Genomic DNA, 23,901 nt, shown 5'->3' with positions numbered 1-23,901 from the left:
CCGGCATCAGAGATTAGCGACGACGACCTAATTTCACCGCTTTCAGCACCACGAATTTGTTGTTGGTGGCGATGGTTTCGCAGTTGCCGAAAATCTTCTTCAGCTTGTGGAAGTAATCGAGGTGACGGTTGGCCACGATATACAGTTCGCCGTTGATCTTCAGGCAGCGGCGAGCGTGGTGGAACATCTCCCAGGCGATGTTGTCGGTCAGCGCGTGCTTTTGGTGGAACGGCGGGTTACACAGTACGGCGTTAAAGCGGAACGGCTCCACGCCGGACAGCGCGTTGTTGATCATAAACTCGCAGCGATCCAGCGCTTCAGGCATGTTGGTTTCAACGTTCAGACGACTGGACGCCACCGCCATCGGCGATTCATCAACAAACACCACGCTCGCTTGCGGGTTTTTCTCCAGCAACGTCAGGCCAACCACGCCGTTACCACAGCCGAGATCGACAATCTCGCCTTCCAGATTGGAAGGCAGGTGTTCGATAAAGAACCGTGCGCCAATATCCAGCCCGGTCCGGGAGAAAACGTTGGCGTGGTTGTGAATCGTCCAGTCGGTACCTTCCAGCTTCCAGCTCAGCGTTTGTGAGGCTTCAGCCAGCTCAGGGTTGCTGAACGTACAGTTGATCAGACGGGCTTTTTTCCATGCCAGCGTGGTGGTGGTTTTGCCCAACACCTTTTCAAACAGTTCAAGCGTCGAGGTATGAACGTCGCGCGCCTTCGCACCCGCGATGATGCGCGTTTGCGGCGTTACAACCAAGCGTAACGCACGCAGTTGCTGCTCCAGCAGCGCCATGGTTTTTGGCAGCTTAATCAGCACCACACCCGGTGCCTGCGGGTATTCGACGGTGCTGTCGAGGAACCTGACGCTGGATTCGGCAATGTCGTTATGGCGCAGGTTTTCACGCGTCGCCAGCTCGCTTAAATAGGAGTCGCCAATGCTGTACGGCGAATGTTCCGCCAGCGCACAGCCCAGCGCGCCGAAGGTATCATTCAGGATCAGCACCGGGCCGCTAATCTCGGTATCGTCCAGCTGTTGCAGCAGATATTCATCCGCAGCTTCCCACGCCAGCAGCGGGTTAACGTCATCCGTTTCCGGGAAACGTTTAAGTGACAGCGAACGGAAACCGTTGTCTATGTGGCTCATCGGCCCTCCTGAATGGTAAAATTTCGGCGTATCCCTGAAAAGGGTGCGTGAGTATACAACATTTTGAATACACAAAATCATTCAAGTTGCATCAAGGCGGCAAGTGAGTGAATCCCTAGGAGCGTACATTTAGTACGTGACTGGGGTGCGCGAACGCAGCCAACACAGAGGCAGCTTGAAGGATGAAGTGGATGGGGCACAAATGAACCAACTTACCTACCTCCAGGGCTACCCGGAGAATTTACTTTCTCAGGTACGCACATTAATAGCCGAGCAGCGTCTGGGCGCGGTACTGGAAAAACGTTATCCGGGAACGCATGACTTCGCGACCGATAAAGCGCTCTGGCAATATACCCAGGATCTGAAAAGTCAGTTTCTGCGCAACGCCCCGCCGCTGAATAAAGTGATGTATGACAGTAAGATCCACGTACTGAAGAATGCGCTTGGGCTGCATACCGCCGTCTCTCGCGTGCAGGGCGGCAAACTCAAAGCCAAAGCGGAAATCCGCGTCGCCACCGTATTTCGCAACGCCCCGGAACCCTTTTTACGCATGATCGTCGTGCACGAACTGGCGCACCTGAAAGAAAAAGAGCACGACAAAGCATTTTACCAGCTGTGCTGCCATATGGAGCCTCAGTATCACCAGCTGGAATTCGACACCCGCCTGTGGTTAACGCAACAATCGCTAAAGCAAACTGCGCAGTAGCGCACTGGCTTTGTCAGCAAGGCATGCTAAATTGGCAAAAGGATCTCTTTTCGCAGCCTGAAGGCCTTTATGATACGTTTCGCAGTGATTGGCACAAACTGGATCACCCGCCAGTTTGTGGATGCCGCCCATGAAACCGGCAAATATAAGTTAACAGCAGTCTATTCCCGCAGCCTTGAACAGGCACAAACCTTCGCTAACGATTATCTCGTCGAGCATCTGTTTACCTCGCTGGAAGCGATGGCGCAAAGCGACGCCATTGATGCGGTGTATATCGCCAGCCCAAACTCGCTGCACTTCCCGCAGACCCGGCTGTTTCTGACGCACAAGAAGCACGTGATCTGTGAGAAGCCGCTGGCCTCAAACCTGGCAGAAGTCGATGCTGCTATCGCCTGCGCGCGCGAAAACCAGGTGGTGCTGTTTGAAGCATTTAAGACCGCCAGTTTGCCCAATTTCCTGCTGTTGCAGCAATCTCTGCCCAAAGTCGGAAGAGTCAGGAAAGCATTTATCAATTACTGCCAGTACTCCTCACGCTACCAGCGTTATCTCGACGGTGAGAACCCGAACACGTTTAATCCGGCGTTCTCGAATGGCTCGATTATGGATATCGGCTTTTACTGCCTGGCCTCAGCGGTTGCGCTGTGGGGCGAACCACAGAGCGTACAGGCCAGCGCCAGCCTGCTGGAAAGCGGCGTTGATGCCCACGGCGTAGTGGTGCTGAACTACGGTGATTTCAGCGTCACGCTCCAGCACTCCAAAGTGAGCGACTCGGTATTAGCCAGTGAAATTCAGGGCGAGTCGGGCTCGTTAGTTATTGAGCACATCTCCGAGTGCCAGAAAGTGTGCTTCGTTCCGCGCGGTGGAAAAACGCAGGATCTGACGCTACCTCAGCACATCAATACTATGCTGTATGAGGCAGAGCTTTTTGCTCACCTGGTTGAATCCGGCGACGTGGATCACCCGGCACTGACCGTCAGCCGCGTTACAGCTAAACTGCAAACGGAAATACGCCGCCAGACCGGTGTCGTTTTCCCTGCTGATGGCGAGAATACGCCGCTGATTGCGTAAAACTGTGTAAAACGAATGTTGCAGGCCATTGACTGGAAGCGTGGCCTGTAATACTTTGTTACCCGCAAAGGGGAGTAACTTCGTTGCCGGTTGATCGTCATTACGATGTGTGAAAAACCACATCCGGTCGCCGGGCGATAACAAAGGAATACGTCAACGTATTCCTTTGTTGTTGTAAGTGAGACCTTGCCGAATGGCAAGGTCTATGCATGAAAAGCAGCGGCTAACGTCATTCGGCGTTGGCCGTTTTTTTATGCATGGGGATAAATAATGAATACTGTCGGCACACCGTTGTTATGGGGTGGCTTCGCTGTTGTGGTGGTGATTATGCTGGCCATCGATCTGCTGCTGCAGGGTCGTCGCGGCGCGCATACGATGTCGATGAAGCAGGCTGCCGCCTGGTCAATCGTCTGGGTCACGTTGTCGTTACTGTTTAACGCCGCATTCTGGTGGTATCTGGCAGAAACTCAGGGGCGCGCCGTCGCGGACCCACAGGCGCTGGCGTTCCTCACCGGCTATTTGATCGAAAAATCGCTGGCGGTGGATAACGTCTTTGTCTGGCTGATGCTGTTTAGCTACTTCTCCGTACCGCCAGCGTTGCAGCGTCGGGTACTGGTGTATGGCGTGCTGGGGGCGATTGTCCTGCGTACCATCATGATCTTCGCAGGCAGCTGGCTTATCACCCAGTTTGAATGGTTGCTGTACGTGTTCGGCGCGTTCCTGCTGTTTACCGGCGTGAAGATGGCGCTGGCAAAAGAAGATGCTTCCGGCATTGGCGACAGGCCGTTAGTGCGCTGGTTGCGCGGTCATCTGCGGATGACCGACACCATCGAGAACGAGCATTTCTTCGTGCGTAAGAACGGTCTGCTGTTCGTGACGCCGCTGATGCTGGTGCTGATTCTGGTTGAGCTGAGCGATGTTATCTTTGCCGTCGACAGCATTCCGGCAATCTTTGCCGTGACCACCGACCCGTTCATCGTGCTGACCTCTAACCTGTTTGCTATCCTGGGTCTGCGTGCGATGTACTTCCTGCTTGCGGGCGTGGCGGAGCGTTTCTCGATGCTGAAGTACGGACTGTCGATCATTCTGGTGTTTATCGGCATCAAGATGTTGATCGTCGATTTCTACCATATTCCTATCGCTATCTCGTTAGGCGTGGTGTTCGGGATCTTGTTTGTAACGCTGATTGTGAATGCGTGGGTCAACCACCAGCACGATAAAAAACAGCAAACGCAGTAACGTTTATTTCTATAACTTGCCAGGCCCGACGCCCTTTTGTACGTCGGGCTTTTTATTTAACATGTCACCAAAATGTTAATTTAAGGTTATAAAATATGATCTCAGCGTAAAATCCAGGATATTTATCTTCCCGAGCCTTGTTCTTTCCTTATACTCAGCCATGCAAACATTTGCCTCATCCTGAAAGATGCGTCTACAGAATGCACAAGGGCAAGGCGACAACACAATAAAAGGATTACGAAATGACTACGCAACGTTCATCGGGGCTGATCTCGCGTTTGGCGCAAGGGAGCCTGGTTAAGCAAATTTTGGTGGGTTTGGTACTGGGGATTTTGCTGGCACTGATATCAAAACCGGCCGCAGAAGCCGCTGGTTTGCTGGGCACCCTGTTCGTCGGCGCATTAAAAGCCGTCGCCCCAATCCTGGTTCTGATGCTGGTTATGGCCTCTATCGCTAACCACCAGCATGGGCAAAAAACCAATATCCGCCCGATACTGTTCCTCTACCTGCTCGGTACATTCTCTGCGGCGTTAGCAGCGGTGGTGTTCAGTTTTGCCTTCCCATCTACTTTGCATCTTGCCAGCAGCGCCAACGATATTGTGCCGCCATCAGGCATTGTCGAAGTGATGCGTGGGCTGTTGATGAGCATGGTATCTAACCCCATTGATGCCCTGCTGAACGCTAACTACATCGGTATTCTGGTATGGGCTGTCGGCCTTGGCTTTGCGCTACGTCACGGCAATGAAACAACCAAAAATCTGGTTAACGATATGTCCAACGCCGTCACTTTTATGGTGAAACTGGTCATTCGTTTCGCGCCAATCGGTATCTTCGGCCTGGTTTCTTCCACGCTGGCAACCACCGGTTTTGCCACGCTGTGGGGCTATGCGCAGCTGCTGGCGGTGCTGGTAGGCTGTATGCTGCTGGTGGCGTTTGTGGTCAACCCGCTGCTGGTGTTCTGGAAAATTCGCCGCAACCCGTATCCGCTGGTGCTGGCTTGCCTGCGTGAAAGCGGCGTGTATGCCTTCTTTACCCGCAGTTCTGCCGCCAACATTCCGGTGAATATGGCACTGTGTGAGAAGCTGAATCTGGACCGTGATACCTACTCTGTGTCTATCCCGCTGGGCGCCACCATCAACATGGCTGGCGCGGCGATCACCATCACCGTGCTGACACTGGCGGCGGTGAATACGCTGGGGATCCCGGTTGATTTACCGACTGCGCTGCTGTTGAGCGTAGTGGCATCGCTCTGTGCCTGTGGTGCATCTGGCGTGGCGGGTGGCTCTCTGCTGCTGATCCCACTGGCATGCAATATGTTCGGTATTCCAAATGATATCGCCATGCAGGTGGTTGCCGTCGGCTTTATTATCGGCGTATTGCAGGACTCCTGTGAAACAGCACTGAACTCATCAACTGACGTGCTGTTTACTGCTGCAGCCTGCCAGGCTGAGGATGAGCGTCTGGCAAACAACGCTCTGCGCGGCTAATTGCTTCTCCCCCTCCGTCAGCGGGCGGAGGGGTTCTCTTGCTGTACGCTTTTTTCAATTTTGAACGGATCAATTCCACGTTTTTGCATTCGCCGGAAGCGAATAATGTTCAGACCGTTCATCACCAGAAAACTGCCTTCGATCATCGTCCCGCCAATCGATCCCAACCAGAAATTATGAATAACCCAGCAGGCGGTTGCGCACCACATTACGCAGCGCACGGTTAACCCCTGGCAGCGAAACAGCGCCCAGGTGCTGGCCAGCGTGCCGATTATCGGCAACAGCTCCATCGCATGCTGTAATTTCGCCAGCCCGAGAACCAGGGTGAGGATAATAAAAACGGTCATTACCCACAGTTTGCGGGTATGCATCGAGACGAGCGTGCGGATGGTGTTTAGCTCTGCGCTCATTCCCGCAGGCCAGGCTCCCATCAGAAAAAAATGCACGCCAATAGTGGCGCTGTAGACGGCGAGTTGCAGCCTGAACCGGCGCTCATCACGGTTGAAAAAGGTGGTAATGCCGATCAGAAAGGCGATGACACCTACGCCCTGGGCCAGCCAATACGCGGTCATGGGAGATCCTTGTAAGGAAATGCAAAAACAAACAGCGTCCCATATTATGAAACGCTGTTTTTAGATTCCACCATAAACAATCTTACCCAACAGATTTCGTGTTACAGCGATGCTGGCTGCGAAAGGTAAAGGCTAACTACAGCGTTACGCCACTTTTGAAGATAGCCAGCTCACGAAAATCGTTACGCTCATTGCAGGTCTGCTTGCCGTTGGCAAACTCAACGATGGTATCGACAAACTCGTTTAACAACTGAGGCATGGTTTTGCCGTGAATCAACTGTCCGGCGTCAAAATCGATCCAGTGCTTTTTCTTCGCCGCCAGCTCGCTGTTAGTGGCGATTTTCACCGTCGGCACAAAGCCGCCGTAAGGTGTTCCGCGCCCGGTGCTGAACAGCACCATATGGCAGCCCGCGCCCGCCAGGGCACTGGTGGCGACCGCATCGTTACCCGGTGCGCTTAACAGATTCAGACCGCGCGTTTTCAGGCGTTCGCCATAGCGCAGCACGTCCACCACCTGGCTGGAACCCGCTTTCTGCGTGCAACCCAGTGATTTATCTTCCAGCGTGGTGATGCCCCCCGCCTTATTACCCGGCGACGGGTTCTCATAAATCGGCTGGTCGTGGGCAATAAAGTACTGTTTGAAGTCATTGACCATGGTTACCAGCTTGCCAAACGTCTCTTCGTCACGGCAATGACTCATCAGCAACTGCTCGGCGCCAAACATTTCCGGCACTTCGGTCAACACGGTAGTACCGCCGTTGGCAATCACGTAGTCAGAGAAGCGCCCCAGCATCGGGTTGGCGGTAATACCAGACAGGCCGTCAGACCCGCCGCACTCCAGACCAAACTTCAGTTCGCCTAGTTTGCCCGGCTCGCGCTTATCGTGACGCATCACGTTGTACAACTGATGGAGATGTTCGATTCCCGCTTCCACTTCGTCTTCCTGATGCTGACAGACCATGAAGTGAACGCGTTCAGGATCAAACTCGCCCAACGTTTCGCGGAAGACATCAACCTGATTGTTTTCACAACCGAGACCCACCACCAGCACCGCACCCGCATTCGGATGGCGCACCATATTTTGCAGCATAGTGCGGGTATTGATGTGGTCATCACCCAGTTGCGAACACCCGTAGGTGTGGCTGAAGAGATGAACACCGTCGATACCTTCGGCATCGTTGGTCTCTTTCAGGAAACGGGTCTGCATCTGACGCGCCATGGCGTTGACGCAACCAACGGTCGGCAGGATCCACAGTTCGTTACGCACCCCAACATCGCCGTTAGCACGACGGTAGATCTGTACGTCGCGATCTGCCGGTTGTCCTTCATACTCCTGAAAGTCGGGTTGATAGCTATATTCATCCAGATCGCTCAGATTGGTACGCGTATTGTGAGCATGGATATGCTCGCCCGCCGCGATATCCGCCAGAGCATGGCCAATTGGCAGGCCGTATTTAATGACGTTCTCACCCTGTGCAATATCACTCAGGGCAAATTTGTGTCCACGTACAACGTCCTGTCGAAGCGTTACGGTATGGCTATCAACACTCACCTGCGTGCCTTGCGACAGATCGGCCAGTGCAACCGCAACGTTATCCAGCGTATGGATCTTGATGTATTGCATATCAACCCGGACCTTAGTTCAGTTCAATGGCGAAGTAATCGCGCGCATTGTTGAAGCAGATATTTCTTACCATTTCACCCAGCAACTGGATATCTGCCGGGGCTTCACCTGCGGCAACCCAGCGGCCAATCATCTGGCACAGAATGCGGCGGAAATATTCATGACGTGTATATGACAGGAAGCTACGGCTATCGGTCAGCATGCCGACAAAACGGCTCAGCAGGCCAAGCTGCGCTAACTGCGTCATTTGACGTTCCATTCCGTCTTTCTGATCGTTGAACCACCAGCCGGAGCCAAACTGCATCTTGCCCGGCATCCCTTCGCCCTGGAAGTTGCCGATCATGGTGCCCAGCACTTCGTTATCGCGCGGATTCAGGCAATACAGAATGGTTTTTGGCAGCAGGTTCTGCTCGTTTTGCTTGCTCAGCAATTTGGACAGCTCTTCCGCCATTGGACGGTCATTGATGGAGTCAAAGCCAACATCCGCGCCCAGCAGTTTGAACTGACGCAGGTTGTTATTACGCAGCGCGCCGATGTGGTATTGCTGTACCCATTCGCGACGCGCGTATTCCGCACCGAGGAACACCAGCACGGCCGTTTTAAACTGCGCCACTTCATGCTCGTTCAGCGTCTCACCCGCCAGACGACGCGCCAGGATGCTGTCCAGTTCAGATTCGTTAGATTCAGCAAACATCACCACGTCCAGCGCGTGGTCGGACACTTTACAGCCGTGAGCAGCGAAGTGGTCCAGACGCTTCGTCAGCGCAGCCTGCAGATCGGTGAAGCGGCGGATGTCAGTGTCAGACACTTCACCCAGCTTCGCCATATAGTCGTTGAAGGTCGCCAGCTCAATGTTGAAGGCTTTATCCGGACGCCAGCTCGGCAGCACTTTAACGGCAAAGGTACTGTCTTTAGCGACCGATGCGTGATGCTCCAGAGAGTCGATCGGATCATCGGTAGTGCCGACCATTTTCACGTTCATCTGCTGCATGATGCCGCGCGCGGAGAATTTATCCTGCGCCAGCAGTTCATTGCACTGCTCCCAGATTTCATCAGCAGTTGTCGGAGACAGCAGCTTACCTGTAATACCAAACGGGCGACGCAGTTCAAGATGCGTCCAGTGGTACAGCGGATTACCAATGGTGTGCGGAACCGTCGCGGCCCAGGCGTCAAACTTCTCACGATCGGACGCATCGCCGGTACACAGGCGCTCAGCGACACCGTTGGTGCGCATGGCGCGCCATTTGTAGTGATCGCCTTTCAGCCAGATGTCATACAGGTTGTTAAAGCGGTAGTTGTCCGCGATTTGCTGCGGCGGCAGATGGCAGTGGTAATCGAAGATGGGCTGATCTTTGGCGTAATCATGGTACAGACGGCGGGCAAATTCGGTATCCAGCAAAAAGTCTTCAGTCATAAACGGGGTCATTATCGTCTTCCTCTCAGCGAGTGCGTCAGATTGCTTATGTTTTGATGCTGACAAAGTTATCACACCAATTTCCACAGACTGAAGATATTTTCGTGAGTTAGATCAATAAACGGTGACAAATAATTTACTCTCAAAGAGGTAAATTGTGCGTCAGCCCGCACCAGCCCTGGCTTTGCTGAATCGAAATAATGACCACACGAAGATTCACACTTTTGTGATGGCACTCACCTTTTAAAGCTGTATGACAAGTTATCTTTTTGCCGTCGCAATACATAAGCCGACGGAATGCAAATTACCGATGTTTCACCATCGGATTGACCGGTACGGAAACCGAATTAGCACGATTATTGACATGGCAAAGTTCGGGGAGTACCGGCTTTTTCGGTTACGCCCTTCGTAAAAGAACATCCTCCGCCCTACACAGGACGATGACCGCTCGCTTGCGGAAATAACAAAACGATGAGGTTTTACATGCGTAAAATTAAAGGGTTACGTTGGTATATGATTGCACTGGTGACGCTTGGCACCGTGCTGGGTTACCTGACGCGTAACACTGTGGCGGCAGCTGCGCCAACTCTGATGGAAGAGTTACACATCTCCACCCAACAGTATTCCTATATCATCGCAGCGTACTCTGCTGCTTACACCGTTATGCAACCCGTGGCGGGCTATGTTCTTGATGTGCTGGGAACAAAAATAGGTTACGCGATGTTCGCCGTTCTGTGGGCCGTCTTCTGTGGCGCGACTGCACTGGCTGGAAGCTGGGGTGGACTGGCGCTGGCGCGAGGCGCTGTGGGTGCGGCTGAAGCCGCGATGATCCCTGCGGGTCTGAAAGCCAGCTCTGAATGGTTCCCGGCCAAAGAGCGTTCTATCGCTGTCGGTTACTTTAACGTCGGCTCCTCTATTGGCGCGATGATTGCGCCGCCGCTGGTCGTCTGGGCCATCGTGATGCACAGCTGGCAGATGGCATTCATTATCTCCGGTGTCCTGAGCTTCATCTGGGCTATGTGCTGGCTGGTCTTCTACAAACACCCGCGCGACCAGAAAAAGCTGTCTGACGAAGAACGCGATTACATTCTTGATGGTCAGGAATCACAGCATAAAAACGGCACTGACAAGAAAATGTCCGTCGCGCAGATCCTGCGTAACCGCCAGTTCTGGGGAATTGCGCTGCCGCGTTTTCTGGCTGAACCAGCCTGGGGTACCTTTAACGCCTGGATCCCGCTGTTCATGTTTAAAGTTTACGGCTTTAACCTGAAAGAAATTGCCATGTTCGCGTGGATGCCGATGCTGTTTGCCGACCTCGGCTGTATCGTTGGCGGGTATCTGCCGCCGCTGTTCCAGCGCTGGTTCGGTGTAAACCTGATTGTTTCGCGCAAAATGGTTGTCACCATGGGCGCATTCCTGATGATTGGCCCTGGTATGATTGGTCTGTTTACCAGCCCGTATATTGCTATCGCGCTGCTGTGCGTCGGTGGTTTTGCTCACCAGGCCCTGTCCGGTGCGCTGATCACGCTCTCTTCTGACGTATTTGGCCGTAATGAAGTCGCGACGGCTAACGGCCTGACCGGGATGTCTGCCTGGCTGGCGAGCACGTTGTTCGCACTGGTCGTCGGCGCTCTGGCTGACACCATCGGCTTTAGCCCGCTGTTTGCAGTGCTGGCGGTATTCGATCTGCTCGGTGCGTTAGTCATCTGGACGGTGCTGCAAAACAAACCGGCCAGCGAGGTCGACTCGGGGCCACAAACTGGCGATCCCGCACCGCAAAGTTGACCTGACACTTTTCAACAACGTTTATCATCAAAGCCGCCAGCGAACTGGCGGCTTTTTTGTCGTCGCGAGTGGAGCCGTAATCGCAAAAGTGGTATAACAAATAGAGTCTGCCGTATCATGCCTGGAGCGCATATGGAAATCACCGAACCACGACGTTTATACCAACAACTTGCCGCCGATCTTAAAGAACGCATTGAGCAGGGTGTCTATCTGGTGGGTGAGAAACTTCCCGCCGAGCGCTTTATCGCCGATGAAAAAAACGTCAGCCGTACCGTGGTCCGGGAAGCCATTATCATGCTCGAGGTTGAGGGCTACGTTGAGGTACGCAAAGGGTCGGGGATCCACGTCATCTCTAACCAGCCAAAACACTACGTCGCGCCAGATGCCAATCTGGAGTTCGCCAGCTTCGGTCCTTTTGAGCTGCTCCAGGCCCGCCAGCTCATTGAGAGCAACATTGCCGAATTCGCCGCCACCCAGGTGACCAAGCAGGACATCATGAAACTGATGGAAATCCAGGAGAAGTCGCGTAGCGAAAAAAGCTTTCGGGACTCCGAGTGGGATCTTCAATTCCATGTGCAGGTCGCGCTGGCAACGCAAAACTCCGCTTTGGCGGCAATTGTTGAAAAAATGTGGACTCAGCGCGTACATAATCCGTACTGGAAGAAATTACACGATCACATCGATCTGCGCACGGTAGATAGCTGGTGTGACGACCATGACCAGATCCTGCGGGCATTAATTCGTAAAGATCCCCATGCTGCCAAACTGGCGATGTGGCAGCACCTTGAGAACACCAAACAGATGCTGTTTAACGAAACCAGCGATGATTTTGAGTTCAACGCCGACCGTTATCTTTTCACCGATAATCCGGTGATTCATCTGGATACTGCCGCTAACGGGGCAAAATAAGCGTTCTCATATTCACAGGCGCGCCAGGGCGCCTGTTTCTGACGCTCGGTAAGCATTAGGTATAAAGTGTCAGCCTGTGTAAATCCTCTCGCCACCCTCCTTTGCGATAAGCAAAATCAAAGTTCAACAGCCGTAATTTCTATAACGGACTACGTTGACCTTTGTTACAATTAGATGCGTTTTGAATTTTTGTGTTTGAGAGCTTGCTTACCTCACAACTTTACAGGGAACAGTTCAGGCCGTGAATTTGTGCCAGACCGCGATCCATGCAAAAAAAGATCAATAATATTGCGGCATTACAAACTCCAGAAACCCGGCATGACGACAACCGATTTTTCCAGGAATACTGAATGGAACTACTGACTCAATTACTGAATGCCTTGTGGGCTCAGGATTTTGAAACACTGGCCAATCCTTCGATGATTGGCATGCTGTATTTTGTCCTGTTTACAATTTTGTTTCTGGAAAACGGGCTGCTTCCTGCTGCCTTTTTACCTGGCGACAGTTTGTTGGTGCTGGTCGGCGTGCTTATTGCTAAAGGCGCAATGGGCTTTCCGCAAACGGTACTGCTACTCACCACGGCGGCGAGCCTCGGCTGTTGGGTCAGCTACATCCAGGGGAGATGGCTGGGGAATACCCGCATCGTGCAGAACTGGCTGTCTCATCTTCCCGCACATTATCATCAGCGCGCGCATCATCTTTTCCACAAGCATGGCCTGTCTGCGCTGTTGGTGGGCCGATTCATTGCGTTCGTCAGAACATTGCTGCCGACCATTGCAGGGCTATCCGGCCTGAACAATGCCCGCTTTCAGTTCTTCAACTGGATGAGCGGATTATTATGGGTGCTTATCCTGACATCACTGGGTTATCTGCTAGGCAAAACGCCGGTATTCCTCAAGTATGAAGATCAGCTGATGTCATGCCTGATGCTGCTTCCCGTTGTTTTGCTGGTATTTGGCCTCGCAGGTTCACTGGTTGTATTATGGAAAAAGAAGTACGGGAACCGAGGATAAATTATGCTGCCATCACGCATAACGCTCCGACGACTGGCCTGGACAACCACTTTTATCCTGTTTTTAGGCGCGCTTGTCCTGGCCTGGTCAGCCATTCGCCAGCAGGAGTCGACGCTTGCCATTCGTGCCGTTAACCAGGGCGCCAGCATGCCTGACGGCTTTTCTATCTGGCATCATCTGGATGCCAACGGCATTCGCTTTAAAAGCATTACCCCGCAAAATGACGCGCTGCTGATCACCTTCGATTCCAGCGCGCAAAGCGCAGCCGCTAAGGTCGTTCTGGACAGAACGTTACCGCATGGCTTCGTCATCGCCCAACAGGATGATAATAATCAGGCGGTGCAGTGGTTATCTCTTTTACGTGATACCCCACACCGTTTTGGTTAACGTCCAGGAATCTGAATTATTTCACCTACTTTGGTGATTTCGCCGTTTAGTGCCTATGATTAATAAACTGGGTTTATGGCCCATGCTTTATTATCTGGAGCAACGACCCTAACGTAACAGGGTCGAATCACAATGGAAGGTTCAAGTATGAAACACCGCATCGCTTTGGCTTTTACACTTTTCGCTCTCAGTGCCAGCAGCTACGCCAACACCCTCTGTCAGGAAAAAGAACACGATATTCAGCGGGAGATTAGCTATGCCGAAAAGCACAACAATCAGAGCCGTATCAACGGCCTGAACAAAGCGTTGAGCGAAGTCCGGGCTAACTGTTCTGACAGCAAACTGCGCGCAGAACATCAGAAAAAAATCGCCGAACAGAAAGATGAGGTAGCCGAGCGCAAACGTGATCTCGCCGAGGCGAAACAAAAAGGCGATGCAGATAAAATCACCAAACGCGAGCACAAGCTCGCCGAAGCTCAGAATGAACTGAAAGAACTTGAGTCACGCGATTACTAAGTACGGTAACGACCCACTCACCTGGAGAAAACTATGTCGAAAGATAATGCTACGGAACACCTGCGCGCTGAGCTGAAATCCCTTGCGGATACGCTTGAAGAGGTACTGAGCTCCTCTGGCGATAAGTCGAAAGAAGAGTTGAGTAAAATTCGCAGCAAAGCAGAGCGTGCGCTGAAAGAGAGCCGCAATCGCCTGGGTGAAACCAGCGATGTGATCGCGAAGCAAACTCGCGAAGCCGCTGCAAAAGCCGATAACTACGTGCGCGAAAATCCATGGACAGGCGTCGGTATTGGCGCGGCGGTCGGCGTGGTGCTTGGCGTACTGTTGTCGCGCCGCTAACAATGGCTGATTCCGATCACGCACAAGGTCCAGGCAAAAACGTACTGGGTATCGGGCAACGGATCATTACTATCCTCGTTGAAATAGTCGAGACCCGGTTACGTCTGGCCGTTGTTGAACTGGAAGAGGAAAAAGCCAACCTCATTCAGCTGATGCTGATGCTGGGGCTGACCATGCTGTTCGCAGCATTTGGCCTGATGAGCCTGATGGTGCTCATCATCTGGGCCGTTGACCCTCAGTACCGTCTCAACGCGATGATTGCCACCACCGTTGTGCTGTTGCTTCTGGCGCTCATTGGCGGGATATGGACGCTACGTAAAGCCCGTAAGTCAACGTTGTTACGTCATACCCGCCATGAACTCGCTCACGACAGGCAAGCCCTGGAGGATGATGCGTAATGAGCAGTAAAGTCGAACGCCAAAAACGTAAGGCGCTGCTGCTTAGTCAGATCCAGCAGCAACGGCTGGATCTGACCTCCACCCGCCGCGACTGGCTGGAAGTCACCCGTGCGTACGATCGCGGCTGGAATACCCTGCTGAGCCTGCGCTCGTGGATACTGGTTGGCAGCAGCATCATGGCTGTCCGCACGATTCGTCATCCGAATATGCTCGTGCGCTGGGCCAAACGCGGCTTTAGCGTCTGGAGCGCCTGGCGGCTGGTCAAAGCGACGATCAGACAGCAGCAATTGCGCGGTTAATTAATTCGGCTTCCCCTCGTAGGCCTGATGGTGCGGCCTACTCACCTCTCTTTTCATCGTCACTCAAAATTTTTGAAAAATACTGACAGTTTTCCTTGCTAACAATTGTCACACTCCCCGTTTATGATTCTCTTCATCGACAGCAATGACGCGCTATGCAGCGTTGATGCACAAAAAACAAAATTAGCCGCCTGAGTGGTTTCCTGGAGAGTACGATGAAAAAATTAGAAGATGTTGGTGTACTGGTAGCGCGCATTCTGATGCCAATCCTGTTTATTTCTGCAGGCTGGGGAAAAATCAGCGGATATGCGGGTACCCAACAATATATGGAAGCCATGGGCGTTCCGGGTTTCATGTTACCGCTGGTTATTCTGCTTGAGTTCGGCGGCGGTCTGGCCATTCTGTTTGGTTTCCTGACCCGTACTACCGCGCTGTTCACCGCAGGCTTTACTGTGCTGACCGCGTTCCTCTTCCACAGCAACTTTGCGGAAGGCATGAACTCGCTGATGTTCATGAAAAACTTAACCATCGCAGGCGGTTTCCTGCTGCTGGCTATCACGGGTCCTGGCGCATTCAGCATTGACCGCGTACTGAATAAAAAGTGGTAAGCAAGCTATACTAAACGCATCAAAAAGCGAGGAGATATCTCCTCGCTTTTGCTATCTGAGGAGGTAAAACCATGGGACAACTCATTGACGGTGTATGGCATGACACCTGGTACGACACCAAATCGACCGGGGGGAAATTTCAACGTTCTGCATCGGCTTTCCGTAACTGGCTCACCGCAGATGGCGCTCCGGGTCCGACTGGCGAGGGTGGCTTCGCCGCCGAAAAAGACCGATACCACCTGTATGTTTCTCTCGCCTGTCCGTGGGCGCATCGCACGCTAATTCTGCGCAAGCTCAAGGGCCTGGAGCCGTTTATCTCCGTTTCTGTTGTCAATCCGCTGATGTTAGAGAATGGCTGGACGTTTGATGATAATTTCCCGGCGGCCACGGGCGATACGCTCTATCAGCATGAATTTCTCTATCAGCTGTATTTGCACGCCGATCCGCATTACAGCGGCCGCGTCACCGTACCGGTGCTGTGGGATAAAAAGAATCACACCATCGTCAGCAATGAATCAGCAGAAATCATCCGCATGTTTAACACCGCGTTTGATGCTCTGGGCGCCAAAGCCGGTAATTACTACCCACCAGCCCTGCAAAGCAAAATTGACGAGCTGAATAGCTGGATTTATGACAACGTCAATAATGGCGTCTATAAAGCCGGTTTTGCCACCAGCCAGGATGCGTACGACGAAGCCGTCGAGAAAGTCTTTCAATCTCTGGCGCGACTGGAGCAGATTCTGGGCCAGCATCGTTACCTGACAGGCGACCAGCTAACCGAGGCCGACATTCGCCTGTGGACTACGCTGGTACGTTTTGATCCGGTCTATGTCACCCACTTCAAGTGCGACAAACACCGTATCAGCGACTACCTGAATCTGTACGGTTTTCTGCGCGATATCTACCAGATGCCAGGCATTGCGGAGACCGTCAACTTTGACCATATCCGCCATCACTATTTCCGCAGTCACAAAACGATCAACCCGACCGGTATTATTTCAATCGGCCCGTGGCAGGACCTCGATGAACCGCACGGACGTGACAGCCGTTTCGCATAATTTACACAGGCACCCTTTGGGGTGCCTTATTAATTCACCCTGTAAACATTTACCAGAATTCCATTCGCAGCTATTCTTGGTTTGATTGCTTTAAAAACAAGTGATTGAACGCAGAATGAGGCGCAAATGGATTGGTATTTAAAAGTTCTCAAGAACTACTTTGGTTTTGGTGGGCGTGCACGGCGCAAAGAGTACTGGATGTTTGTTCTGGTCAACATCATCTTTTCGTTCGTGCTGGGCATCCTGGACAACATACTTGGCTGGCAACGCGCCGGGGGAGAAGGCGTATTAACGACGATTTATGGGGTGCTGGTCTTTATACCGTGGTGGGCTGTGCAGTTCCGCCGTTTGCATGACACTGACCGTTCCGCATGGTGGCTGCTGATATTGTTGATCCCCATTATTGGCTGGTTGGTTATCATCATTTTCAACTGTCAGAACGGCACACCGGGTAGCAACCGCTTCGGCGCCGACCCTAAACAACTGTCCTGACGTAATACACCTGTAATTTATTAGCCGGATAAGGTGCTTGCACCGTCATCCGGCTTAACAACCTCTTATTTCCCCATAAACAGCTTCGGAATTTCCCGCAGACACCAGGATTTCGCTTCACCCATACTGTCTCGTCGCCAGGCCATGATAATGTCAATTTCGCTGGTCGATTCCGGGCTCACCACGCGCAACCGGCCTGCGGCAATATCCTCTTCCACCAGCGGGTACGGCATGGTCGCCACGCCCAGCCCGGCCAACAGAGCCAGGCGCTTATCTTCGATTGAACTTACCGTCAGGCGCGGCTGTTTATCCAGTAACTGGACGGTCAGCACCGGGCGCTCACGAGCGGTATCCGCTACCGCAATCCCCCGGTATTTCACTCGGGTTACTTCCGATAACGGCTCCGGCTCCTGATGGATAGGATGATCCGGCGCGGCCACATAGACATTCATCAGCGTGTACAGCTTGCGGGAGTTAATCTCCGACGATGAGCGAAAATGCATATCCGGCGCAATCACGATATCTGCTCTTCCCTGCTCCAGACGCTCCCATGCCCCGGCCAGCACTTCGGTAATAACCGAAAGCTGCGTGTTGGCCTTTACGGAAAGCCGGTCGATGAGCGGGAAGAACGCCGCAGTAGGTACCAGCGCTTCGGTAACAATCGTCAGGTGCGTCTCCCAGCCACGGGCCAGCGCTTCGGCATCGGTGGTCAGCTTGTCGGCCGCTTCCAGCAGCACGCGCCCGCGCTCCAGCAGCATACGTCCTACGTTGGTGAATTTTGTGCGGTGACCTGAGCGGTCAAACAGCACCACATCCAGCTCTTCTTCCAGTTTCTGCATGGTATAGCTGAGGGCGGAAGGAACGCGCCCCAGTTCATCTGCGGCGGCGGCAAAGCTGCCACGTCTGTCGATTGCATCCATCACGCGTAACGCTTCAAGCGTTAATGCCCTTTCTTTAGCCATGTCGTTCTCATTCAGGAAATTTGAACATACCGGGCAGAATATCTGGCTAACAATGCAGCGTCTAGCCATTTAACATAAAAGGAGGTAAAGAGAGGTCAAGAACTATGATTACTACCCGAACAGCAAAACAGTGCGGACAAGCAGACTACGGCTGGCTGCAAGCCCGTTATACCTTCTCCTTTGGACACTATTTTGATCCTAAGCTGCTGGGTTATGCCTCGCTGCGTGTTCTGAACCAGGAAGTTCTGGCACCGGGGGCCTCTTTCCAGCCGCGTACCTATCCGAAGGTAGATATCGTCAACCTGATCCTTGAAGGGGAAGCAGAATACCGCGACAGCGAAGGCAACCATATTCAGGCAAAATCCGGCGAGGTTTTACTGCTCGCCACGCAGCCTGGGGTAAGCTACAGCGAACACAACCTCAGTAAGGATAAACCATTAACCCGCATGCAATTATGGCTGGATGCCTGCCCGCAGCGGGAAAATGCCTGCGTACAGAAAGCCACGCTGAGTAGCGGTAAGCATCAACTGATCGCCTCTCCGGACGGAGAACAGGGTAGCCTGCATCTTCGCCAGCAGGTGTGGATACACCACGTCGAACTGAAGAAAGGTGAATCACTGAGTTTTCAGTTACATGGGCCACGCGCCTATTTACAGTCAATCCACGGCACGTTCCACGCAGTGACGTCTGGTGCAGAGAAAGAAGCCCTAACCTGTGGTGATGGCGCATTTATTCGTGACGAAGCTAACATAACGTTAGTTGCCGATACGCCTTTACGCGCTTTACTGATAGATTTGCCCGTATAGTCAGGAAAAACAAGGGAGTACGACTATGAGCAAGAAAGCGTCAAAAAAGCGTAAACCAGCGGTTGCCGCCAAAATCCAGGAAACGGTTGTTCAGGCCAAACCCTTCGGCTACGAAGATATGCTGACGGAACTGGAAGCGATTGTTGCCGATGCCGAGCTACGGCTGGAAGACGAAGAAGCCGCCTGAAAAGGCGGCTTAGACTTATGCCGGGTGGCGAATCCGCCTTACCCGGCCTGGAGATTAATGTGCCTTACTGGCCATGATCTCAATGATCTGCTTGTCTGTTTCCTGCATCGAACGACAGGCCAGCGCGCACAGATTCGCAATAGATTGCTCCACGTTATGCGCCACAATCCCTTCGTTACCGGTCACTGCCGTATCGTCCAGCGCCATAAGCACCGCCTTCCACGCCGCTGACGCGCTGGTAGAGACTTTCATCGCGCAGCTGTTTGACGCGCCATCGCAAATCATCCCACTCACATCGCCAATCATACTGCTGATCGCCATCGCAATGGTGTTATAGCGCCCATCCACCAGCCATGCCATACCCGCCGCCGCGCCCATCGCCGCCGTGGTTGCCGCACACAGCGCCGACAAACGCGGAAGCTGATGATGGATATAGATGGCGCTCAGGTGTGACAGCATCAGCGCACGCGCCAGCTTTTCATCATCTGCACCAAAATGCTCAGCCACCACCATCACCGGAACCGTGGCAGTGATACCCTGATTACCGGAACCGGAGTTGCTCATCGCCGGCAGCGTCGCCCCGCCCATTCGCGCATCTGATGCCGCACTGGTGCGAATCAAAATTGAGGTTGAGAGATCGTTTGCCAGCAGGCCACGGGCACACTGTTTCTCAAGCGTTGATCCGATGTGCAAACCCCAGGTACCGCGCAGCCCTTCCTGAGACAGCGCCCCGTTCAGTTTTGCCGCATCCAGGATAAAGCGGATTGACTCAAACGGCACCGCATTCACAAACGCCAGAATCTCTTCCAGCGAGGTGTGGGATAACACCGCCAGCGGCGAATCCTGCTCTTCATCCAGCGCCTGCTCTTCTTTGCTGAAAACCACGCCGTTGTTGGTCTCGATGCGCACAATGTTGGTATGACCGCCAACAATTGTTACGCACGCCCACCCTTCACTGCTGTACACCTTAGCGCGTGAGAAGAGAATATCCTCGCAAGGCTGCTGCAGCATCACCGCCACGTTTCCGGCAGTCAGCATCGCTTTGGCATCAGCGATTGCCTCTGCAGACGCATCCTTCAGCACTTCTAAACCCGCGTTGGCATTCCCGCCCAGCGCACCCAGCGCTGCGGCTACGGGCAACCCTACCATCCCGGTACCCGGCACGGTCACGCCCATACCGTTCTTCATCAGGTTTGGTGAGACCCACGCATCAATGCGTTTAACCACGCCGTTCAGCTCAGAAGATGCGACCGCCGCCGCCAGAGCCAGAGAGATAGGTTCGGTGCAGCCCAGGGCAGGCTTAACTTCTTCCTGCACCGCGCGGATAAAACAGTCCCATAATGGATTCAATGTAGTCTCAAACATAACAACGACCTTTACTCAGATAACTCAAGAAAATGCCAGGAACGGAGAAACGCACAACAGCAGACCTGTGATGATAATCAGATACAGGGAGGCGCCTTTATATTTGTGCAGTGCAGGAACTTTGTAGACCAGCCAGGCCGGGATCAAACAGCCCACCATGCCGAAGATTGGGCTACAAATAGAGGTGAAGCTCAGGACCGGCGCATTGAGTACAATGGCGCTCCAGGCCAGTAAGATGGCGAAGACCATGATGCCGCGCTGAACCAGGGTTTCGTTGATTTTCTCGGCGGGCATTTTGCGGCGCAGAACGTTCATCACGATCCCCTGAGTTGCTTCGCGGAAACCTAAGTAGACGCCGAAGAAAGCGGTCATTACGGCGAAAATATTCAGAATAACGCTGACGATTTTCACCCAACCAGCACCATCACCGCTGATAAACTGCGCGGCAATCGCCAGAGCGGAAATATTCTGCTCATAGGCTTTAACTGCTTCGTCGTGGCCCATCGCCAGCGTGAAGGAAACGGCGTAGAAAAAGACGGTAACAAACAGAATGCCGAACGCGATGTTCATGGCACGCAGCGCTTTATGACGCGCGACCTCAATGGATTTTGCGCGAGAGCGGTACGAGATAACCATCGGGCTTAAGGTTTGAATAAACAGAATCGAGGTTAGCGTAAAGGGCAGCGTAATAATCGCATTCTTGATCAGCAGCCCCATCGGCGGCAGCGTGCCTGCGTTATACAAATGCCACATCCCCACCATCGACACCCCAAGGGCAGCAACGACCAGCAGCTTGGTCAACACCATACCGGTGGAGATTTTAAACAGCAGTTTTTCGCCGCGCGACGAGATGGCCACCAGGATGCAAATCAGCACCAGGCCATAGAACGGGCTGTCGGACAGTAAACCTTCGGTAACGCCAAACGTATGCAGATATGAGGCGCTGTCGTTGGTGATGGCGGTGGAATAAACGAACATCCAGATAACCAGCATCACAAAATACAGCGCACCTAACAGGATGCCCCAGTTTTTGCCTAAATAACCGCTAATAACGCTCGGGTAATCTTTGCACTCAGGAGACTCAGCCAGCGTGTTGATGAACAAACGCTGGAACAAATACATGGCCGGATAGCCGATAATGGAGGAGAGCAGGAACACCCACAGTCCCATCAGGCCGACCTGGACGGGAAGAAAAACAATCCCTGCACCAATCGCCATACCGATACTCATAATGACCCAGCCAGTGTCCATGCTGTCGAACTTAATGGCTTCCTGCCATTCGCTTTCGGTCATTCCTGCCCGACGCGCCGGAGCGGATGCGTCGAGTATTACGCTGTTATTCGTAGCCGTTTCCATAATTTCCCGCTTAATGTGTAGGTAGAGGTTTTTTTATTTTTTTCGTACTGCTTCAAGGCGATACGCAATACATAAGGTGCAGGCGAGCTATTAGAATGAAGAAATCATACGCTCAGGGTCAGAGAAAAACTTCACAAACAAACCCCTACAATCGCTAAAGGTTAAGAAATATTTTCTCTTAAAATGATTAAAGGTGGGACTAATTTCTGTTTTTGAAGCGGATCACAACAAAAAAAAGATGCACCGAAGTGCACCTTTTTTGTCATACCATGCTGATTAATTCATTGCAGGATGGCAATTAACCTCACATACACACCACTTTGATCGCCAAGCCACCGCGCGAGGTTTCACGGTATTTATCGTTCATGTCTTTGCCGGTTTCGTACATCGTCTCGATCACTTTATCGAGCGACACCCGTGGCTCCGACGTGCGGCGCAGCGCCATGCGCGCGGCGTTAACCGCTTTTACTGCGTTGATCGCATTACGTTCAATACACGGAATTTGCACCTGTCCCGCGACCGGGTCACAGGTTAGCCCCAGGTTATGTTCCATGGCGATTTCAGCAGCAATACAGACCTGAGCCGGGCTACCGCCGAGCAGCTCAGTCAGTCCGGCAGCGGCCATGGAGCAGGCCACGCCAATCTCACCCTGGCAACCCACTTCGGCACCTGAGATAGACGCGTTCATCTTATACAACGCACCTATCGCCCCCGCAGCCAGTAAATAACGGGCGATGGAGTTCGCATTCACCGGACGCCGGAACTTGTCGTAATAGGCCAGCACAGCGGGAATAATGCCACATGCGCCATTTGTCGGGGCAGTAACAACCCGACACCCGGCAGCGTTTTCTTCGCTCACGGCCAGCGCGAACATATTGATCCAGTCGATGACGTTCATCGGGTCGCTGGATAAGTTATCGCTGGAAACCAGCAACCGACGTAATGCCACGGCACGACGCGGAACGTTGAGCGGGCCAGGCAGGACGCCTTCGGTGTTCATGCCGCGCTCAATACCGGCGTGCATGACATCCCAGATCGCCGCAAAGCCAGCGTCAATCTCATCTTTGCTGCGCATCGCCAGCTCGTTTTGCATCATCAGACCGGAAACGGACAGTCCGTTCCGCTCGCACAGTTTCAGCAGTTCGCTAGCGGAATGAAAGTTGTATGGAACATGTGCTTCAACGTCGTGCGCCTGACCAAATTGCTCCTCTTCAACGATAAAACCACCGCCAACGGAGTAATAGGTTTTGCGTAACAGCGTATTTTCACCATTGCACGCGGTGATGCGCATACCATTTTCATGGCGTGGGAGCGTTTCGCTATGGAAGAGAATATTCTCAGCAGGAGGGAAATCAACGATATGCGTGCCCTCTGCCACCGGCAAACGTCCGGTTCGGGCCACTTCCTGGGTAAAACCCGCAATGGAATCAATATTCACGTTTTGCGGACTGTTACCTGCCAACCCCATCATGATGGCGACATCGGTCGCATGACCTTTTCCGGTCAGGGACAGCGATCCATAAAGATCGACCACAATATGCGTGGTCTGGTGCAATTCTCCGCTACTGACCAGTTGGTCGATAAAGCTTTTACCTGCGTTCATTGGCCCCACGGTATGGGAGCTGGAAGGTCCAATGCCAATCTTAAAAATATCGAATGCGCTAATCATATCCACACCCTCGGATTGCCGTTCAGTGAAGACCAGGTTTCACACTCATTAAAGGGATCGGGGCGATCATGAGGATCGCCCCGCAAGGGATTACACCGTGTCGCCGCGAACGGCGATGGCTTCAATCTCCAGCTTCACGTCCTTCGGCAAACGGGCGACCTGCACACAGCTGCGTGCCGGGTAGATTGCTTCGTGCTCATCAAAAAACTGCTGATATACCTGATTAATGGTGGCGAAGTCATTCAGATCGGCCACGAAAACGGTGGTCTTCACGATGTCGTTCACTTTCAAACCAGCAGACTCGACGATCGCTTTCACGTTTTCCAGACTCTGACGCGCCTGATCGGTCACGTGTTCTGCCACTTCACCGGTCTGTGGACACACCGGGATCTGACCTGATGTGAACACCATGCTGCCCAGATCCACACCCTGTACGTAAGGTCCGATAGCCCCTGGCGCACACTCGGTTGCAATAACTTTTCTCATAGCCCC

The 23,901-nt window shown here is 53.0% G+C and carries 26 protein-coding genes; 17 read left to right on the top strand and 9 right to left on the bottom strand.

Annotated features, from left to right (window positions below; genetic code table 11):
* Window positions 1–13: 13 nt before the first annotated feature.
* Complete coding sequence (gene rlmG, locus JQ822_RS08540) at window positions 14–1,150, bottom strand: 23S rRNA (guanine(1835)-N(2))-methyltransferase RlmG (protein WP_213133114.1); 1,137 nt, start codon at window positions 1,148–1,150, stop codon at window positions 14–16.
* A gap of 202 nt (window positions 1,151–1,352) precedes the next feature.
* Here rlmG and JQ822_RS08535 point away from each other — a divergent pair, with 202 nt between their 5' ends.
* From JQ822_RS08535 to sstT, 4 genes are all read left to right on the top strand, one after another.
* The gene (locus JQ822_RS08535) at window positions 1,353–1,856 is read left to right on the top strand and encodes a M48 metallopeptidase family protein (protein ID WP_213133113.1); all 504 of its coding nucleotides are present in this window, start codon (window positions 1,353–1,355) and stop codon (window positions 1,854–1,856) included.
* A 69-nt stretch (window positions 1,857–1,925) separates the two neighbouring features.
* On the top strand, window positions 1,926–2,924 hold the full coding sequence (locus tag JQ822_RS08530) for a Gfo/Idh/MocA family protein (RefSeq protein WP_213133112.1): 999 nt from the start codon (window positions 1,926–1,928) through the stop codon (window positions 2,922–2,924).
* 270 nt (window positions 2,925–3,194) lie between these two features.
* Window positions 3,195–4,163, top strand: coding sequence for a TerC family protein (locus JQ822_RS08525; RefSeq protein ID WP_213133111.1), 969 nt, complete (start codon window positions 3,195–3,197; stop codon window positions 4,161–4,163).
* Window positions 4,164–4,405: 242 nt separating this feature from the next.
* Window positions 4,406–5,650, top strand: a complete 1,245-nt coding sequence (sstT, locus tag JQ822_RS08520) for a serine/threonine transporter SstT (RefSeq protein WP_213133110.1) — start codon at window positions 4,406–4,408, stop codon at window positions 5,648–5,650.
* Window positions 5,651–5,667: 17 nt separating this feature from the next.
* Here sstT and JQ822_RS08515 read toward each other — a convergent pair whose 3' ends face one another.
* The 3 genes from JQ822_RS08515 to uxaC form a co-directional block, all read right to left on the bottom strand.
* A complete protein-coding gene (locus JQ822_RS08515; protein ID WP_213133109.1) occupies window positions 5,668–6,222 on the bottom strand; it encodes a YgjV family protein in 555 nt (184 codons plus the stop codon).
* A 136-nt stretch (window positions 6,223–6,358) separates the two neighbouring features.
* Window positions 6,359–7,846 carry a UxaA family hydrolase gene (locus JQ822_RS08510; protein WP_213133108.1) on the bottom strand — a complete coding sequence of 496 codons (1,488 nt, stop codon included), beginning with the start codon at window positions 7,844–7,846 and terminating at the stop codon, window positions 6,359–6,361.
* Window positions 7,847–7,859: 13 nt separating this feature from the next.
* Entirely contained in the window at window positions 7,860–9,272 is a 1,413-nt protein-coding gene (uxaC, locus tag JQ822_RS08505) for a glucuronate isomerase (RefSeq protein ID WP_213133107.1), read from the bottom strand.
* Window positions 9,273–9,743: 471 nt separating this feature from the next.
* Between uxaC and JQ822_RS08500 the strand changes: the two genes are divergently transcribed.
* The 11 genes from JQ822_RS08500 to JQ822_RS08450 all read left to right on the top strand — a co-directional run bounded on the left by JQ822_RS08500 (window position 9,744) and on the right by JQ822_RS08450 (window position 17,064).
* Window positions 9,744–11,045 carry an MFS transporter gene (locus JQ822_RS08500; RefSeq protein WP_213133106.1) on the top strand — a complete coding sequence of 434 codons (1,302 nt, stop codon included), beginning with the start codon at window positions 9,744–9,746 and terminating at the stop codon, window positions 11,043–11,045.
* A 132-nt stretch (window positions 11,046–11,177) separates the two neighbouring features.
* Window positions 11,178–11,954 (top strand): transcriptional regulator ExuR, encoded by a 777-nt coding sequence (gene exuR, locus JQ822_RS08495; RefSeq protein ID WP_213133105.1) that lies wholly within the window; start codon window positions 11,178–11,180, stop codon window positions 11,952–11,954.
* Window positions 11,955–12,304: 350 nt separating this feature from the next.
* A complete protein-coding gene (gene yqjA / locus JQ822_RS08490; RefSeq protein WP_045447871.1) occupies window positions 12,305–12,967 on the top strand; it encodes a DedA family general envelope maintenance protein YqjA in 663 nt (220 codons plus the stop codon).
* Window positions 12,968–12,985: 18 nt separating this feature from the next.
* Window positions 12,986–13,354 (top strand): EnvZ/OmpR regulon moderator MzrA, encoded by a 369-nt coding sequence (mzrA, locus tag JQ822_RS08485; protein WP_213133536.1) that lies wholly within the window; start codon window positions 12,986–12,988, stop codon window positions 13,352–13,354.
* A 147-nt stretch (window positions 13,355–13,501) separates the two neighbouring features.
* Complete coding sequence (locus JQ822_RS08480) at window positions 13,502–13,870, top strand: DUF1090 domain-containing protein (RefSeq protein WP_213133104.1); 369 nt, start codon at window positions 13,502–13,504, stop codon at window positions 13,868–13,870.
* Window positions 13,871–13,903: 33 nt separating this feature from the next.
* On the top strand, window positions 13,904–14,209 hold the full coding sequence (locus JQ822_RS08475; protein WP_096755579.1) for a DUF883 family protein: 306 nt from the start codon (window positions 13,904–13,906) through the stop codon (window positions 14,207–14,209).
* Between the two features lie 2 nt (window positions 14,210–14,211).
* Window positions 14,212–14,607 (top strand): phage holin family protein, encoded by a 396-nt coding sequence (locus tag JQ822_RS08470; RefSeq protein WP_213133103.1) that lies wholly within the window; start codon window positions 14,212–14,214, stop codon window positions 14,605–14,607.
* A complete protein-coding gene (locus JQ822_RS08465; protein ID WP_213133102.1) occupies window positions 14,607–14,906 on the top strand; it encodes a YqjK-like family protein in 300 nt (99 codons plus the stop codon). The genes JQ822_RS08470 and JQ822_RS08465 overlap by 1 nt, the downstream gene beginning before the upstream one ends.
* A 215-nt stretch (window positions 14,907–15,121) precedes the next feature.
* Window positions 15,122–15,514: a DoxX family protein gene (locus tag JQ822_RS08460; RefSeq protein ID WP_213133101.1), complete on the top strand. Its 393-nt coding sequence runs from the start codon at window positions 15,122–15,124 to the stop codon at window positions 15,512–15,514.
* Between the two features lie 71 nt (window positions 15,515–15,585).
* Window positions 15,586–16,572 carry a glutathionyl-hydroquinone reductase YqjG gene (yqjG, locus tag JQ822_RS08455; protein ID WP_213133100.1) on the top strand — a complete coding sequence of 329 codons (987 nt, stop codon included), beginning with the start codon at window positions 15,586–15,588 and terminating at the stop codon, window positions 16,570–16,572.
* 126 nt (window positions 16,573–16,698) lie between these two features.
* The gene (locus tag JQ822_RS08450) at window positions 16,699–17,064 is read left to right on the top strand and encodes a DUF805 domain-containing protein (protein ID WP_213133099.1); all 366 of its coding nucleotides are present in this window, start codon (window positions 16,699–16,701) and stop codon (window positions 17,062–17,064) included.
* 65 nt (window positions 17,065–17,129) lie between these two features.
* On the opposite strand, the gene yhaJ is transcribed toward JQ822_RS08450, so the two are convergent.
* On the bottom strand, window positions 17,130–18,026 hold the full coding sequence (yhaJ, locus tag JQ822_RS08445; protein ID WP_213133098.1) for a DNA-binding transcriptional regulator YhaJ: 897 nt from the start codon (window positions 18,024–18,026) through the stop codon (window positions 17,130–17,132).
* A gap of 104 nt (window positions 18,027–18,130) precedes the next feature.
* On the opposite strand from yhaJ, the gene JQ822_RS08440 reads away from it, so the two are divergent.
* Both JQ822_RS08440 and JQ822_RS08435 read left to right on the top strand, forming a co-directional pair.
* A complete protein-coding gene (locus JQ822_RS08440; RefSeq protein WP_213133097.1) occupies window positions 18,131–18,832 on the top strand; it encodes a pirin family protein in 702 nt (233 codons plus the stop codon).
* 25 nt (window positions 18,833–18,857) lie between these two features.
* Entirely contained in the window at window positions 18,858–19,019 is a 162-nt protein-coding gene (locus tag JQ822_RS08435; protein WP_213133096.1) for a hypothetical protein, read from the top strand.
* 54 nt (window positions 19,020–19,073) lie between these two features.
* Here the strand turns inward: JQ822_RS08435 and JQ822_RS08430 are convergent, their stop codons facing one another.
* The 4 genes from JQ822_RS08430 to JQ822_RS08415 all read right to left on the bottom strand — a co-directional run bounded on the left by JQ822_RS08430 (window position 19,074) and on the right by JQ822_RS08415 (window position 23,895).
* Window positions 19,074–20,384, bottom strand: a complete 1,311-nt coding sequence (locus tag JQ822_RS08430) for an L-cysteine desulfidase family protein (RefSeq protein ID WP_213133095.1) — start codon at window positions 20,382–20,384, stop codon at window positions 19,074–19,076.
* 24 nt (window positions 20,385–20,408) lie between these two features.
* Window positions 20,409–21,740: an HAAAP family serine/threonine permease gene (locus JQ822_RS08425; RefSeq protein WP_213133094.1), complete on the bottom strand. Its 1,332-nt coding sequence runs from the start codon at window positions 21,738–21,740 to the stop codon at window positions 20,409–20,411.
* 304 nt (window positions 21,741–22,044) lie between these two features.
* Window positions 22,045–23,409, bottom strand: a complete 1,365-nt coding sequence (gene tdcG, locus JQ822_RS08420) for an L-serine ammonia-lyase (protein ID WP_213133093.1) — start codon at window positions 23,407–23,409, stop codon at window positions 22,045–22,047.
* Window positions 23,410–23,499: 90 nt separating this feature from the next.
* On the bottom strand, window positions 23,500–23,895 hold the full coding sequence (locus JQ822_RS08415; protein WP_213133092.1) for an enamine/imine deaminase: 396 nt from the start codon (window positions 23,893–23,895) through the stop codon (window positions 23,500–23,502).
* Window positions 23,896–23,901 lie beyond the last annotated feature (6 nt).

This window comes from Citrobacter sp. FP75, assembly GCF_018342065.1.
In the GTDB taxonomy this organism is placed as follows: Bacteria; Pseudomonadota; Gammaproteobacteria; order Enterobacterales; family Enterobacteriaceae; genus Citrobacter.
Note: the sequence above shows the minus strand (reverse complement) of the source record. Positions and strands in the feature narration are given on the sequence as shown.